Annotated in this window: 13 protein-coding genes; 6 read left to right on the top strand and 7 right to left on the bottom strand. The window is 52.6% G+C overall.

Annotated features, from left to right (window positions below; all coding sequences use genetic code 11):
- Window positions 1–67 precede the first annotated feature (67 nt).
- Window positions 68–847: an acetoin reductase gene (locus GN208_RS07550; RefSeq protein ID WP_004237779.1), complete on the bottom strand. Its 780-nt coding sequence runs from the start codon at window positions 845–847 to the stop codon at window positions 68–70.
- 417 nt (window positions 848–1264) lie between these two features.
- On the opposite strand from GN208_RS07550, the gene galS reads away from it, so the two are divergent.
- The 4 genes from galS (at window position 1265) to mglC (ending at window position 6139) form a co-directional block, all read left to right on the top strand.
- Window positions 1265–2278: an HTH-type transcriptional regulator GalS gene (galS, locus tag GN208_RS07555; RefSeq protein WP_004237778.1), complete on the top strand. Its 1014-nt coding sequence runs from the start codon at window positions 1265–1267 to the stop codon at window positions 2276–2278.
- A 258-nt stretch (window positions 2279–2536) separates the two neighbouring features.
- The gene (gene mglB, locus GN208_RS07560; RefSeq protein WP_004237777.1) at window positions 2537–3532 is read left to right on the top strand and encodes a galactose/glucose ABC transporter substrate-binding protein MglB; all 996 of its coding nucleotides are present in this window, start codon (window positions 2537–2539) and stop codon (window positions 3530–3532) included.
- Window positions 3533–3605: 73 nt separating this feature from the next.
- Window positions 3606–5114, top strand: a complete 1509-nt coding sequence (gene mglA / locus GN208_RS07565) for a galactose/methyl galactoside ABC transporter ATP-binding protein MglA (protein ID WP_004237775.1) — start codon at window positions 3606–3608, stop codon at window positions 5112–5114.
- Window positions 5115–5125: 11 nt separating this feature from the next.
- Window positions 5126–6139, top strand: a complete 1014-nt coding sequence (gene mglC, locus GN208_RS07570; protein ID WP_004237773.1) for a galactose/methyl galactoside ABC transporter permease MglC — start codon at window positions 5126–5128, stop codon at window positions 6137–6139.
- A gap of 64 nt (window positions 6140–6203) precedes the next feature.
- Here the strand turns inward: mglC and speB are convergent, their stop codons facing one another.
- Together speB and speA are read right to left on the bottom strand one after the other, a co-directional pair.
- On the bottom strand, window positions 6204–7127 hold the full coding sequence (gene speB / locus GN208_RS07575) for an agmatinase (RefSeq protein ID WP_004237772.1): 924 nt from the start codon (window positions 7125–7127) through the stop codon (window positions 6204–6206).
- 59 nt (window positions 7128–7186) lie between these two features.
- Complete coding sequence (gene speA, locus GN208_RS07580) at window positions 7187–9091, bottom strand: biosynthetic arginine decarboxylase (protein WP_004237771.1); 1905 nt, start codon at window positions 9089–9091, stop codon at window positions 7187–7189.
- Window positions 9092–9758: 667 nt separating this feature from the next.
- Here speA and metK point away from each other — a divergent pair.
- A complete protein-coding gene (gene metK, locus GN208_RS07585) occupies window positions 9759–10913 on the top strand; it encodes a methionine adenosyltransferase (RefSeq protein WP_004237769.1) in 1155 nt (384 codons plus the stop codon).
- 74 nt (window positions 10914–10987) lie between these two features.
- Here the strand turns inward: metK and GN208_RS07590 are convergent, their stop codons facing one another.
- From GN208_RS07590 to GN208_RS07600, 3 genes are read right to left on the bottom strand one after another with little or no spacing between them, the layout of a single operon-like run.
- Window positions 10988–11413, bottom strand: coding sequence for a DUF6691 family protein (locus GN208_RS07590; protein WP_004237767.1), 426 nt, complete (start codon window positions 11411–11413; stop codon window positions 10988–10990).
- A gap of 9 nt (window positions 11414–11422) precedes the next feature.
- Window positions 11423–11833, bottom strand: a complete 411-nt coding sequence (locus GN208_RS07595) for a YeeE/YedE thiosulfate transporter family protein (protein WP_004237765.1) — start codon at window positions 11831–11833, stop codon at window positions 11423–11425.
- A gap of 1 nt (window position 11834) precedes the next feature.
- On the bottom strand, window positions 11835–12152 hold the full coding sequence (locus GN208_RS07600) for a metalloregulator ArsR/SmtB family transcription factor (RefSeq protein ID WP_004237764.1): 318 nt from the start codon (window positions 12150–12152) through the stop codon (window positions 11835–11837).
- 109 nt (window positions 12153–12261) lie between these two features.
- On the opposite strand from GN208_RS07600, the gene GN208_RS07605 reads away from it, so the two are divergent.
- Window positions 12262–12813 carry a SprT family zinc-dependent metalloprotease gene (locus GN208_RS07605; RefSeq protein ID WP_004237763.1) on the top strand — a complete coding sequence of 184 codons (552 nt, stop codon included), beginning with the start codon at window positions 12262–12264 and terminating at the stop codon, window positions 12811–12813.
- Here GN208_RS07605 and GN208_RS07610 read toward each other — a convergent pair.
- Complete coding sequence (locus GN208_RS07610; RefSeq protein ID WP_004237762.1) at window positions 12794–13855, bottom strand: magnesium transporter; 1062 nt, start codon at window positions 13853–13855, stop codon at window positions 12794–12796. The two genes, GN208_RS07605 and GN208_RS07610, sit on opposite strands and share 20 nt — an antisense overlap.
- Window positions 13856–13926 lie beyond the last annotated feature (71 nt).

Raw genomic sequence — 13926 nt, forward strand, 5'->3', positions numbered from 1 at the left:
CAGTATACATAAAAAAATCCGCCGCATTCAGCATGCGGCGGATGTCTGTGAATATAAACGCAATAAGTTAGCGGTAAACAATACCGCCGTCGGTCAGAATCGCCTGGCCGGTGATGTAATCCGAGTCATCGCTTGCCAGGAAGGCAACCAGTGCCGCCACGTCATCCGGAGTCTGGGCGCGGCCCAGCGCAATACCATCGACATATTTTTTGTAGGTTTCCCCTTTCGGTGCGCCGGTGATTTCAGAGAAACGCTCATCAATTTCCACCCACATATCCGTGCCGACAATCCCCGGACAGTAAGCATTCACGGTGATCCCGCTGCTGGCAAATTCTTTGGCCGCCGCCTGTGTCAGTGCACGGACCGCAAATTTAGTGGCGGAATAGACGCCGAGTAAGGCAAAACCATCATGTCCGGCAATGGATGAGGCGTTAATGATTTTCCCTTTCTGTCCGCGTGCTTTGAATTTGGCCGCTGCGGCCTGAATTCCCCACATCGTGCCATCGACGTTAATGCGGAAAATACGATCCATATCCTCCGGCAGCACATCTTCAATGGCTTTAACCTGTGCAATACCGGCGTTATTGACGATAACATCAAAACCGCCCAATGCTTGTTCTGCTTTATCAACAACCGCAAAAACCTGATCGCGCTGACTGATATCTGCGGTGAATACCGCCGCTTTGCGGCCCAGGGCTTCCACTTCTTTTTTGACTTTCGCCAGCCCTTCTTCTTTCAGATCCACCAGCGCGATATCCGCCCCTTCTTTGGCTAAGCGCAGTGCAATACCACGACCAATCCCCTGTGCAGCGCCGGTAACCAGAACCACTTTACCCGTTAGTGCCATGATGTGCTCCTTATGAGTGAGGTATTTCGTTATGATATTAATACTCATTTAAAAACATACGCGTTTTTACCCGGGTTGCAAGCCGGTAAGCACATAATGAGCAACTGTCCTGCCATGTGACAACACATCGCTGTAACAAAATTCATCGGAGTCTCATTCCGTAACATTCCCTGTCCTGCATAACCCACCCGCCGGAAACAAAACAATTAGTATCATTTATATATTAATAATTTCAGTGAATGTAACCCAAAACGCTGTTACAGACTCTGGTGAAGGGATTCAGCTTCCCGTTACAGGCGGATAATCCGAAAAAATAAATGTAAACGCTTTCTTTTGCTGTGAGATGAATCACACGGTCATCACGCACTCCGGGTTAAGATGGCAACATGTTTCATTACCTCTGACCTGTAATTTCTGATGACATCTATACACCCCGTAACTATCCGTGATGTTGCAAAACGCGCCGGTGTCTCCGTTGCCACGGTATCCCGTGTGCTGAACAATACGGCGGCCACCCGCTCAGAGACCCGGGAACTGGTGATGAACGCCGTGACTGAGCTGGATTACCGGCCAAACGCCAATGCACAGGCACTGGCCAGCCAGAGCAGTGATATTCTCGGCGTGGTGGTGATGGATGTGGCCGACCCGTTTTTCGGCGCGCTGGTCAAAGCGGTGGACACAGTCGCCCAGCAGCACAGCAAGCATGTGCTGATCGGCAACGGCTACCATCAGGCCGAACAGGAGCGCCATGCGATAGAGGTTCTGATCCGCCAGCGCTGCAACGCACTGGTGGTGCATTCCAAAGCGCTCAGTGATGCGGAACTGAGTGATTTTCTCCGTCAGGTGCCCGGCATGACCGTTATTAACCGCGTTATTCCCGGTTTTGAGCACCGCTGTGTCGGGCTGGATAACCTGTCCGGCGGGGAAATGGCGACCCGTCTGCTGATCTCTCAGGGGCATCAGCGCATTGGTTATCTCGGCTCCACCCATGAGATAGAAGATAATACCCTGCGTTATCAGGGTTATACCCGTGCCATGAAAGCCGCCGGACTGACAACTGGTGCAGCCTGGTATGCCGCCGGTTCGCCGGATTCTGACGGCGGTGAGGCCGCCATGATAGAGCTGCTGAGCCGTAATCAGGCACTCTCCGCTGTGTTTGCCTATAACGATGCCATGGCGGCCGGCGCTATGTCGGTGCTGAATGAAAACGGTATCCGCGTGCCGCAGCAGTTTTCCCTGATCGGCTTTGATGATATTCCCGCCGCCCGTTTCACCACTCCGAAGCTGACCACAGTACGCTACCCGGTGGTCTCCATGGCCATGCTGGCGACAGAACTTGCCTTAGCGGGCGCCGCCGGAACCTTGCCGCCGCCGGAGCCCCATGTGTTTATGCCAACCCTGGTTATCCGTCACTCTTCTGCCTACCGGTGATATTTCTCTATGTAAACGTTTTCAATCTGTGAGTCTATTCACAGACGGATAACAACTCTCATTTTATGATCCGGGCGTTTCCTGACGTTATCGTCATGTCCCAGGTTCTGCCATCTTCTTACCGGCATGCCGTTTTATTTATAAATTATTATTATCATTTGCCGGAAGAATGATAAACACCGCCCCTGCCTTTCCTCTGAATAACAGGTGGCGTCATAAATAAAAACTGTACCCTATCCCCCGACCCGGAGGCAGAGAATGAAGAAGCATTTTGTCCTGGCAGGCGTTGCCGCCGCCATGCTGTTTGGTGCTGCGGCACAGGCACAGGCTGATACCCGTATTGGTGTGACCATCTACAAATACGATGACAACTTTATGTCTATCGTTCGTAAAGCCCTTGAAAAAGATGCAAAAAATTCACCGGAAATCACCCTTCTGATGAATGATTCACAAAACGACCAGTCCAAACAGAATGATCAGATTGATGTGTTACTGGCCAAGGGCGTTAAAGTACTGGCGATCAACCTGGTTGACCCTGCCGCCGCCCCGGTGATCATCGACAAAGCAAAATCCAATGATATTCCGGTGGTGTTCTTCAACAAAGAGCCTTCCCGCAAAGCCCTCGACAGCTACGACAAAGCCTGGTTTGTCGGTACCGACTCCAAAGAATCCGGGGTTATCCAGGGTGAGCTGATTGCCAAACACTGGGCAGCCAACCCGGCGTGGGATCTGAACAAAGACGGCAAAATTCAGTATGTGCTGATTAAAGGTGAGCCGGGTCACCCGGATGCGGAAGCCCGTACCACCTATTCGGTCAAAACCCTGAATGAGAAAGGCATCCCGACAGAGCAGCTTCAGCTCGATACCGCAATGTGGGATACCGCACAGGCCAAAGATAAAATGGATGCATGGCTTTCCGGCCCGAATGCAGACAAAATCGAAGTGGTCATTGCCAACAATGACGCGATGGCAATGGGTGCGGTTGAAGCCCTGAAAGCACACAACAAAACCAATATCCCGGTCTTTGGTGTGGATGCCCTGCCGGAAGCCCTCTCCATGGTGAAATCCGGGGCAATGGCCGGTACGGTGCTGAATGACGCGGAAAACCAGGCGAAAGCCACCATGGCTATCACCAAAAACCTGGCGGAAGGCAAACCGGCAGCGGAAGGCACAAACTACAAAATTGAGAACAATGTTATCCGTGTGCCGTATGTCGGCGTGGATAAAGAGAACCTGTCACAGTTTATAAAATAAGCAGTGATTCTTTCCGCCCGCAGCATCCGTGCTGCGGGCGTGTCCGGAACGATAACATTAGCCAGGTGTATGTATGGCCGACAGCTCAGGCGAATATCTGCTGGAAATGATGCATATCAATAAATCATTTCCCGGCGTTAAGGCACTCGATAATGTCAATTTACGGGTACGACCGCACTCCGTTCATGCCCTGATGGGCGAAAACGGTGCCGGTAAATCCACATTATTAAAATGCCTTTTCGGGATTTATAAAAAAGACAGCGGCAGCATCCTGTTTCAGGGACAGGAAATCGATTTTAAAGGCTCAAAAGAGGCACTGGAACACGGCGTGTCCATGGTGCATCAGGAGCTGAACCTGGTGCTTCAGCGCTCGGTGATGGACAACATGTGGCTGGGACGGTATCCCGCCAAAGGTTTTTTTGTCGATCAGAACAAGATGCTGAAAGACACCCAGGCCATCTTTGATGAGCTGGATATCGATATCGATCCGCGGGAAAAAGTCCGCAATCTGTCCGTCTCGCAAATGCAGATGATCGAAATCGCCAAGGCGTTTTCCTATAACGCAAAAATTGTGATCATGGATGAGCCGACCTCCTCCCTGACCGAAAAAGAAGTCAATCATCTGTTTACCATTATCCGCAAGCTGAAAGATCGCGGCTGCGGCATCGTCTATATCTCCCACAAAATGGAAGAAATTTTCCGTCTCTGTGATGAGATAACCATTCTGCGTGACGGCCAGTGGATCTCCACACAGCCCCTCGAAGGGCTGACGATGGATAATATTATTGCCGCCATGGTCGGGCGCACACTCAGCCAGCGTTTCCCGGAAAAACAGAGCACGCCGGGAGATGTCATGCTGGAAGTCAGAAACCTGACGTCTCTGCGCCAGCCGTCTATCCGCGATATCAGTTTCGATCTGCATCAGGGGGAAATCCTCGGTATCGCCGGTCTGGTCGGTGCCAAGCGGACGGATATTCTCGAAACCCTGTTCGGGATCCGCGAGAAATCCTCCGGCACCATCACGCTGAGGGGGAAAACCATTAAGAACAACAGTGCGAATGAAGCCATTAATCACGGTTTCGCACTGGTCACCGAAGAGCGCCGCGCCACGGGAATCTATGCCTGGTTAAATATCAGCTTTAACTCGCTGATTTCAAACATGGGCAAATATAAAAATAAACTGGGTCTGCTGGATAACAGCAAAATGAAAAGTGATACCCAGTGGGTGATTGATGCCATGCGGGTGAAAACCCCCGGCCATCACACCCAGATAGGCTCGCTGTCCGGCGGAAATCAGCAGAAGGTAATTATCGGCCGCTGGCTGCTGACACAACCGGAAGTGTTAATGCTGGATGAACCGACGCGGGGTATTGATGTCGGGGCAAAATTTGAGATTTATCAGCTGATTACTGAACTGGCCAAAAAAGGAAAAGGGATCATTATCGTTTCCTCCGAAATGCCGGAACTGCTGGGGATCACAGACCGGATTCTGGTGATGAGCAACGGTGAGGTCGCCGGTATCGTCAACACCCGGGACACCTCGCAGAGTGAGATTCTACGTCTCGCCTCCCTTCACCTTTAAGGATATTAACAATGAGCGCAGCATTAAATAAAAAAAGCTTCCTGTCCTATCTGAAGGACGGGGGGATTTATGTGGTTCTGCTGGTCTTACTGGCGATTATTATCATTCAGGATCCGACATTCCTCAGCCTGATGAACCTGAGTAATATCCTCACCCAATCCTCGGTGCGGATTATTATCGCGCTGGGTGTCGCGGGGCTGATTGTCACCCAGGGTACGGATTTATCCGCCGGGCGCCAGGTCGGGCTGGCGGCGGTGATTGCGGCGACATTGCTGCAATCCATGGAAAACGTGAACAAAGTTTTCCCGCAGATGGAAACCTGGTCTATTCCGATGGTGATCCTGCTGGTGTGTGCGGTCGGAGCAGTTATCGGTCTGGTTAACGGCCTGATTATTGCCTATCTCAATGTCACGCCGTTTATTACCACACTCGGTACCATGATCATCGTCTACGGTATCAACTCCCTGTATTACGACTCTGTCGGTGCTTCACCGGTAGCGGGGTTTGATCCGAAATTCTCTGAATTTGCCCAGGGATTTATCCGTTTCGGTGATTTTAAGCTGTCATATATTACGTTCTATGCCGCGATAGCCGTCTTTTTTGTCTGGATCCTGTGGAATAAAACCCGCTTCGGCAAAAACATTTTTGCCATCGGCGGTAACCCGGAAGCGGCTAAAGTGTCCGGCGTGAATGTCGGCCTGAACCTGATTATGATTTACGCCTTATCCGGCGTGTTCTATGCCTTCGGCGGGTTGCTGGAAGCCGGACGTATCGGCAGTGCAACCAACAACCTCGGCTTTATGTATGAGCTGGATGCCATCGCGGCCTGTGTGGTGGGCGGCGTGTCCTTCTCCGGCGGGGTCGGGACTGTGCTGGGTGTGGTGACCGGGGTGCTGATTTTTACCCTGATAAACTACGGCCTGACCTATATCGGCATCAACCCGTACTGGCAGTATATTATCAAGGGCAGCATCATTATTTTTGCCGTCGCGCTGGATTCACTGAAATACGCGAAGAAAAAATAATTTCACTGAAATGCAAAAAGACCCGCAGTGCGGGTCTTTTGTTTTAACGGTGGTGAAACCGGTTTCAGCCTTTTTTCGCGGCCTGGAGATAGAGCATTTCCAGTGCGATAGTTGCGCCGGCCAGTGCCGTGATATCGGACTGATCATACGCCGGTGCCACTTCCACCAGATCCATGCCGACGATATTGAGCGGCTGAAGGCCGCGCAGCAGTTTCAGCGCACGATCTGTTGTCAGCCCGCCGATAACCGGTGTGCCGGTGCCCGGGGCAAATGCCGGGTCCAGACAGTCGATATCGAAGGTCAGATAAACCGGCATATCACCGACAATCGCTTTCACCTGAGCAATCACATCATCCACGGTGCGGTCATTGACCTGCGCCGCATCGATCACGGTGAAACCGTTATCTGTTTCATGCTCGGTACGGATACCAATCTGCACGGAATGCGCCGGGTCAATCAGTCCCTCATTCGGGGCGTGATAGAACATGGTGCCGTGGTCAAACTTGCTGCCGTTGCCGTAAGTGTCGGTATGGGCATCGAAATGCACCAGCGCCATCTTACCGAAATGTTTGGCATGCGCGCGCAGCAGCGGCAGCGTCACAAAGTGATCGCCCCCGAAAGAGAGACATTTTTTACCGGACGCCAGCACTTTTTCTGTGTGCGCCTGTAACTTATCACTCATGTCCTGTGCATCACCGAACGCGAACACCAGATCACCGCAATCCACCACATTCAGGCGCTCGCGCATATCGAATGTCCACGGCCAGCGGTTACCTTCCCAGGCCAGATTGGTTGAAATCTGACGGATGGCTGCCGGTCCGTGACGGGAACCGGCACGGCCGGAGGTCGCCATATCAAACGGAACACCGGTGATCACCCAGTCAGCGTCACTGGTGTACGGCTGGAAATTCAGCGGCAGGCGGAGAAAACCAAACGCATTAGAGACCAGTGAGTTATCGGTCTGATTACCTAATGTGCTGTTAATCATAATGATTCCTTTATTAATGTCTTACTGACACAAAGCCGGACGTATTATCCCGCCGGGTATTATTCATCTTCTAAATAGGTATAACCGTACAGGCCGCTCTCGAACTCTTCGGTAAAGGCCTTTTGCTCCTCTTCATCCAGATCAGAGATTTTCACCTGATCACGGAAGCGTTCGAGCAGAATTTTCGGATCCAGCTTCACATACTGAAGCATATCCGCCACGGAATCGCCCTCTTCACTTTCCAGATAGCGCACCTGACCGTTTTCGCCGACATACACATCCAGTGCAGCGGTATCGCCGAACAGGTTATGCATATTGCCGAGGATTTCCTGGTAAGCACCAATCATGAAAAAGCCCATCATCGGCGGATTTTCCGGGTCATAAGATGGCATCGGCATGGTGGTCGCCACCCCGTCACCATCCACATAGTGGTCGATAATACCGTCGGAGTCACAGGTGATATCCAGCAGCACCGCGCGGCGATCCAGCGGCTTATCCAGCCCTTCAATCGGCAGTACCGGGAACAGCTGATCAATCCCCCACGCATCCGGCAGTGACTGGAACAGCGAGAAATTCACATAGAATTTATCCGCCATGCGTTCCTGCAGTTCATCGATAATCGGACGGTGTGCGCGGTTACCCGGATCGAGATCCTGCTGGATACGGCGGCAGATATTCAGATACAGCCCTTCTGCCCAGGCGCGTTCAGTCAGGGACAGCATGCCCTGCGCGTACTGGGTGTGAATATCATGCAGGTCGAGCTGGCTGTCGTGCAGCCATTCGCGCAGAGAGCGGGTATTGCCCTTGCTCTGCATCTCTTCCCAGGTTTCCCACAGGCTGGCAACCGGACGCGGTGCGTCTTCGGCAGGCGCCGCCACCGGGGAGAACTCGTTGCGCTCCACACCGATCACATTGGATACCAGTACGGTATGGTGCGCCGTCAGGGCGCGGCCGGATTCGGTAATAACTGTCGGGTGCGGCAGGCCGTGCTCTTCACAGGCATCGCCGATAGCCCAGATCACATTATTGGCATACTCATTCAGCCCGTAGTTCACAGAGCAGTCAGACTGCGAACGGGTACCTTCATAATCCACCCCGAGGCCGCCGCCGACATCAAAGCACTGAATATTGACACCCAGCTGATGCAGTTCAACATAAAAACGGGCGGATTCACGGACACCGGTCGCGATATCGCGGATATTCGCCATCTGCGAACCGAGGTGGAAATGCAGCAGCTGCAGGCTCTCCAGGCTGTCAGCCTGACGCAGCATATCAATCAGCTGCAGTACCTGGGTGGCCGCCAGACCGAACTTGGATTTCTCGCCGCCGCTGGCCTGCCATTTACCGGATCCCTGAGACGCCAGACGCGCCCGCACGCCCAGGCGCGGTACCACATCCAGATTTTTGGCTTCTTCAAGCACCACGGCGATTTCAGACATTTTTTCAATCACAAGATACACTTTGTGACCGAGTTTCTCGCCCATCAGGGCAAGACGGATATACTCGCGGTCTTTATAGCCGTTGCAGACGATCACACTGCGGGTCATACCGGCGTGCGCCAGTACCGCCATCAGCTCTGCTTTGGAACCGGCTTCCAGTCCCAGCGGCTCCCCGGCATTGACCAGGGTTTCAATCACGCGCCGCTGCTGGTTGACCTTAATCGGGTAAACCAGAAAATAATCACCTTTGTAACCATAGGATTCGCGGGCACGGCGGAACGCGGCATTAATCGAACGCAGACGATGCTGCAAAATCTGCGGAAAGCAGAATAATGCAGGCAGACGGATGTGCTCCCGCTCTTTCTGCACACGGTTAACCAGCTCAGCCAGATCAACGGCGGCCTGCGGCATCTCCGGATTCGGGCAGACGGTGACATGACCGAGGTCATTCACACCGTAATAGCTGCCGCCCCAGTATGCGATGTTATAGGTCTGCTGCATCTTCAGCGCGATATTATCATTCATTAGTCATCTCCTGATTCTGGAGTGAAACTTACCTGTATGGCTGACATACGCCTATCCCCCTTCACCGTGGGATAAATCTGTCCTGTTGACAAGTAAAAATTCAAAATGGATTACATCATCCGGCAAAAACCGGACACAGATTTACGGGCTTACCGCAGAGTGACCCGCCTGCTTGCGTTATCCGGTCTGTTTGAGTGTAACGGATACGGAAAACACCGTGCAGAGCACGTGTCAGTCAGAGAGGAAGAGAGAACAGAAAAAGACGCGGACACATGCTGTAAAGCACGTGGCTGTTGAACGTCAACAAGCAGCAGATAATGGTTCATTAACCCATTTACCCCCACACAGGATTACACACCGTAACCCCCGCCTGAATCATACAGAAAACCTGAGTTTCTGCCGTTTATAACTGAAGAAAAATTCACAGCTACTGGCCGCAGTTTATACCGGTTATGACACAAAAATGCAAAATCAAAATGACGGATAAGTGTAAAAAATAAAAACAGTCACGTAACACATTCTGAAAAGTGAAAAAAACCAGCGGAAAAACCGGAGGCACTATAAAATTTCTGGAACCACTGCCGATTATACATTAGAATAGCCGTCTAGAAGTTAATACATCCATCAATGTACCGAAAGTTCACTTCACTTAAGGTAGAGAAAAATAATGACTACACATCTTTTCACTTCTGAGTCCGTATCTGAAGGACACCCGGATAAAATTGCCGACCAAATTTCGGATGCAGTCCTTGATGCGATTTTAGAACAAGATCCCAAAGCGCGTGTTGCCTGCGAAACCTATGTCAAAACCGGTATGGTTCTGGTCGGCGGTGAAATCACCACCAGGGCATGGGTTGATATTGAGGAAATCACGCGCCGTACTGTCCGTGAGATTGGCTATACCAGCTCATCCATGGGCTTCGATGCTGATTCCTGTGCGGTAATCAGTGCTATCGGCAAACAATCTGCCGACATCAACCAGGGCGTTGACCGCGCTGACCCGCTTGAGCAGGGTGCCGGTGACCAGGGTCTGATGTTTGGTTATGCCTCAAACGAAACTGACGTGCTGATGCCGGCACCAATCACCTATGCTCACCGTCTGGTCGAGCGTCAGGCTCAGGTACGTAAAAGCGGTACGCTGCCGTGGCTGCGTCCGGATGCGAAAAGCCAGATCACCTTCCGTTACGATGACAACAAAATCGCCGGGATTGATGCGGTTGTGCTGTCAACCCAGCATTCTGAAGATATCTCACAGAAAGATCTGCATGAAGCGGTGATGGAAGAGATCATCAAACCGGTTCTGCCGGTTGAGTGGCTGGATCCGACCACCAAATATTTCATCAACCCGACCGGCCGTTTTGTTATCGGCGGACCAATGGGTGACTGCGGTCTGACCGGCCGTAAAATCATCGTCGATACCTACGGCGGCATGGCACGTCACGGCGGCGGCGCATTCTCCGGTAAGGATCCGTCAAAAGTTGACCGTTCCGCAGCCTATGCGGCCCGTTATGTGGCAAAAAATATTGTCGCTGCCGGTCTTGCTGACCGCTGTGAAATCCAGGTCTCCTACGCAATTGGCGTGGCAGAGCCGACGTCCATTATGGTAGAAACCTTCGGTACCGGTAAAGTTTCCAACCAGCAACTGACGCTGCTGGTGCGCGAGTTCTTCGACCTGCGTCCGTACGGTCTGATTCAGATGCTGGATCTGCTGCACCCGATTTATCAGGAAACCGCAGCATACGGTCACTTCGGGCGTCCTCAGTTCCCGTGGGAAAAAACCGACAAAGCAGAGCAGCTGCGCGAAGCCGCTGGTCTGAAATAATTCCCTGTTATATTAACAGGCACAAAAAACCGGCTTTTCAGCCGGTTTTTTTATGTTCTGAATCCGTAAATACATTATGATTTACTGCACTGCCGTGATGAATACAGTGCAAAAATCACCATCCCGGCAATCATTGACGCAGTAAATACCAGCCCTTTGATACTGAGCATCCCGGATAAAACAATCCCCGGTCCCGGGCAGATCCCCGCCAGCCCCCAGCCGATACCAAACAGCAGTGCGCCGGTCAGCAGCCGTTTATCAATTTTACTGTTCGCCGGTAACTCAAGCGGCGTGCCGCATACGGTCTTTTTACGTTTTTTAGCCACCGTAAAGGCAACCATACTGACCGCCATCGCCACCGCCATGGTGATCAGCAGAGAAGGATCCCAGTTGCCGGTAATATCCAGAAACGCCAGAATTTTCTGCGGATTACCCATCCCGGCCACCAGCAAACCGAGGCCGAACAAAATCCCGCTGATTAATGCAGTGATAACAGGCATAGCGTATCCTTATTTCATCAGCCAGACAGTCAGAAAAGCACTGACCATAAACACCGCCACGGCAGCAAATGATCGTTTTGATAACCGCGCCATACCGCAGATACCGTGTCCGCTGGTACAGCCGTTACCCAGCCGCGTGCCGAAACCGACCAGCAGACCGGCCGCAATCAGCAGCGGATAATCCGCAGCGATCACCACATCCGGCTGACCGGCAAACAACCTGTAAACCCACGGTGCCCCTGCCAGCCCGGCAATAAACGCTATCCGCCAGCCGCTCTGCTTTGTGAACATATTGGCGAAGATCCCGCTGATCCCGGCAATCCGCCCGTTAAACAGTAACAGTACAGCAACCGCAATGCCGATCATCAGTCCGCCCAGTGCCGCACTGACCGGCGTAAAAGCCGCGCTATCAATAATCATATTATTTTCCTTGTTTTTCAGGACAATAAAGCTGATACAGCGTGGTGAGCAATATCAGGACTTTTTCATCTGCCACGGAATAATAGATACGTTTTCCCTCACGCCGGGTGTGCACCAGTCCTTCATTGCGCAGAACCGTCAGTTGCTGTGACAGCGTCGGCTGATTGATGCCGGTCCGCTCCTCCAGTTCGCTGACATTGCATTCCCCCTGACTCAGCTGACAGAGCAGCAGCAGACGATCCGGATTCCCCAGTGTTTTCAGCAGGGCAGCAACGCCGGTGGCGGCTTCCTGCATATCGGTAAGCAGTGTTGGTGTCATGAATTTATTCCTTACGACATTATATAATTAAATATAATATTATTTTGCAATATATACAACATGCTGATAACGGTTGCAGCTTTACGTCAGTATCGCTAAGCTTCCGGCTATGAAACCGACCCGAGTCCCCACCGCATTACAGCAGGCCTGCATGCAGACCCTGCGTGATTATCTGGCCCGCGCCTGCCGGGTGCTGAAGACGGATTATCCGGAGCCTGAACTGAACTATCGTCAGCGCGGCACCACCGCCGGCAGCGCCTGCCTGCAAACATGGGAAATCCGCCTCAATCCGGTGTTACTGACCGAAAACGGCCCCGGATTTATACAGGATGTGGTTCCCCACGAGCTGGCGCATCTGCTGGTTTACCGCCGTTTCGGACGCGTGGCGCCTCACGGGCGGGAATGGCAGTGGATGATGACAGAGGTGCTGGGTGTTCCGGCCGTCCGTACACACCGCTTTGATGTGACGTCTGTCCGCGCCCGGACATTCACTTACCGCTGCCAATGCAAAACGGCACATGAACTGACTGTCCGCCGCCATAACAAAGTGTTGCGCGGGGAAAGTCAGTACCTGTGCCGTCACTGTAAAAGTACGCTGGTGTGGGATAACAGTGCAGCTGCAATATCATCCCCGTGCGACCTTACACCAGATCAGTCATAATCAGTTTGGCCATCTCGAAGTAGATAATCAGCCCGGTGCCGTCAATCAGTGTGGCAATAAACGGCGCGGAAACCACTGCCGGATCCACTTTCAGACGCTTGAGCACCATCGGGATAATGGAAGACACCACCGCACTCCAGACTGTGATACACACCAGTGTCAGACTGACCACCATCATCACTTCCGGCCCGACCCCCAGGAACCAGGCACGGATCATCCCGGCACATCCCATGGTAAAGGCGACCAGCAGTGACGTGGACAGCTCTTTGCGCAGCACCGCGCCGATATTGCGCAGGCTCACTTCCCCGAGTGCCATGGCACGGACGAGGGTTGAGGTGATCTGAGTACCGCTGTTACCGCCGGTGCCGATCAGCAGCGGGATAAAGAAAGCCAGCGAGATAGCGGCTTCCAGCTGCTCCTCGAATGCCTTGAGCACCGTACCGGTATAGGCTTCCGCCACAAACAGCATCAGCAGCCAGACTGCGCGCTTACGCCACAGCGTGAACGGACTGGTGCTCAGATAAGGCTCATCCAGCGGCTGGGAGCCGCCCTGTAATGCCGCATCCTGGGTGTTTTCATCCTCAATCAGCTCCGCGATATCCTGCGGACGCAGAATACCGGCCAGCTTGCCGAACTGCACCACCGGCACAGTATCAATCCCGCTGTTGTTGATAAGCTCATACACGTCGTGCCGGGACTGCTCCGGTGACACCGAAAAATACGTCTGGCGCATAACATCGGCGACAAACATATCTTCCGCTGCGGTCAGCAGGGCTTTGACCGGCAGGATACCATTCAGGTAATTATCCTCATCCAGTACATATAAATAAGTGGGGATCTGCTCACCTTCCAGTTCCTCACGCAGGGTGCGTTTGACGGCAGCAATCGTGTCTGACACGGTCACGCGGATATACGCCTGACTCATGTAAGCACTGACTGCGTCTTCATCATTACGCTGCGGACGATCGGTATGGTGTGGCGGATTAACGGATGGCGCGGAAATGACCAGCGCGTCCGCTTTTTCGTAGTTGGTTAACTTCATGATGTGTGACCCTAATGTCTGTTATGGACTTCAAACAGCACTCCAATAGGGGCGAAACCAGATGAGAGAAT

The sequence above is a fragment of the Morganella sp. HSTU-ASny43 genome, assembly GCF_022819185.1.
GTDB classification, from domain to species: domain Bacteria; phylum Pseudomonadota; class Gammaproteobacteria; order Enterobacterales; family Enterobacteriaceae; genus Morganella; species Morganella morganii.

Bases quoted from the DNA above. Each gene is read 5' to 3' on its own strand.
- GN208_RS07550 (WP_004237779.1), bottom strand. From the start codon at position 847: ATGGCACTAACGGGTAAAGTGGTTCTGGTTACCGGCGCTGCACAGGGG.
- galS (WP_004237778.1), top strand. From the start codon at position 1,265: ATGACATCTATACACCCCGTAACTATCCGTGATGTTGCAAAACGCGCC.
- GN208_RS07600 (WP_004237764.1), bottom strand. From the start codon at position 12,152: ATGACACCAACACTGCTTACCGATATGCAGGAAGCCGCCACCGGCGTT.
- GN208_RS07605 (WP_004237763.1), top strand. From the start codon at position 12,262: ATGAAACCGACCCGAGTCCCCACCGCATTACAGCAGGCCTGCATGCAG.
- GN208_RS07590 (WP_004237767.1), bottom strand. From the start codon at position 11,413: ATGCCTGTTATCACTGCATTAATCAGCGGGATTTTGTTCGGCCTCGGT.
- speB (WP_004237772.1), bottom strand. From the start codon at position 7,127: ATGATTAACAGCACATTAGGTAATCAGACCGATAACTCACTGGTCTCT.
- mglC (WP_004237773.1), top strand. From the start codon at position 5,126: ATGAGCGCAGCATTAAATAAAAAAAGCTTCCTGTCCTATCTGAAGGAC.
- GN208_RS07595 (WP_004237765.1), bottom strand. From the start codon at position 11,833: ATGATTATTGATAGCGCGGCTTTTACGCCGGTCAGTGCGGCACTGGGC.
- speA (WP_004237771.1), bottom strand. From the start codon at position 9,091: ATGAATGATAATATCGCGCTGAAGATGCAGCAGACCTATAACATCGCA.
- GN208_RS07610 (WP_004237762.1), bottom strand. From the start codon at position 13,855: ATGAAGTTAACCAACTACGAAAAAGCGGACGCGCTGGTCATTTCCGCG.
- mglA (WP_004237775.1), top strand. From the start codon at position 3,606: ATGGCCGACAGCTCAGGCGAATATCTGCTGGAAATGATGCATATCAAT.
- mglB (WP_004237777.1), top strand. From the start codon at position 2,537: ATGAAGAAGCATTTTGTCCTGGCAGGCGTTGCCGCCGCCATGCTGTTT.
- metK (WP_004237769.1), top strand. From the start codon at position 9,759: ATGACTACACATCTTTTCACTTCTGAGTCCGTATCTGAAGGACACCCG.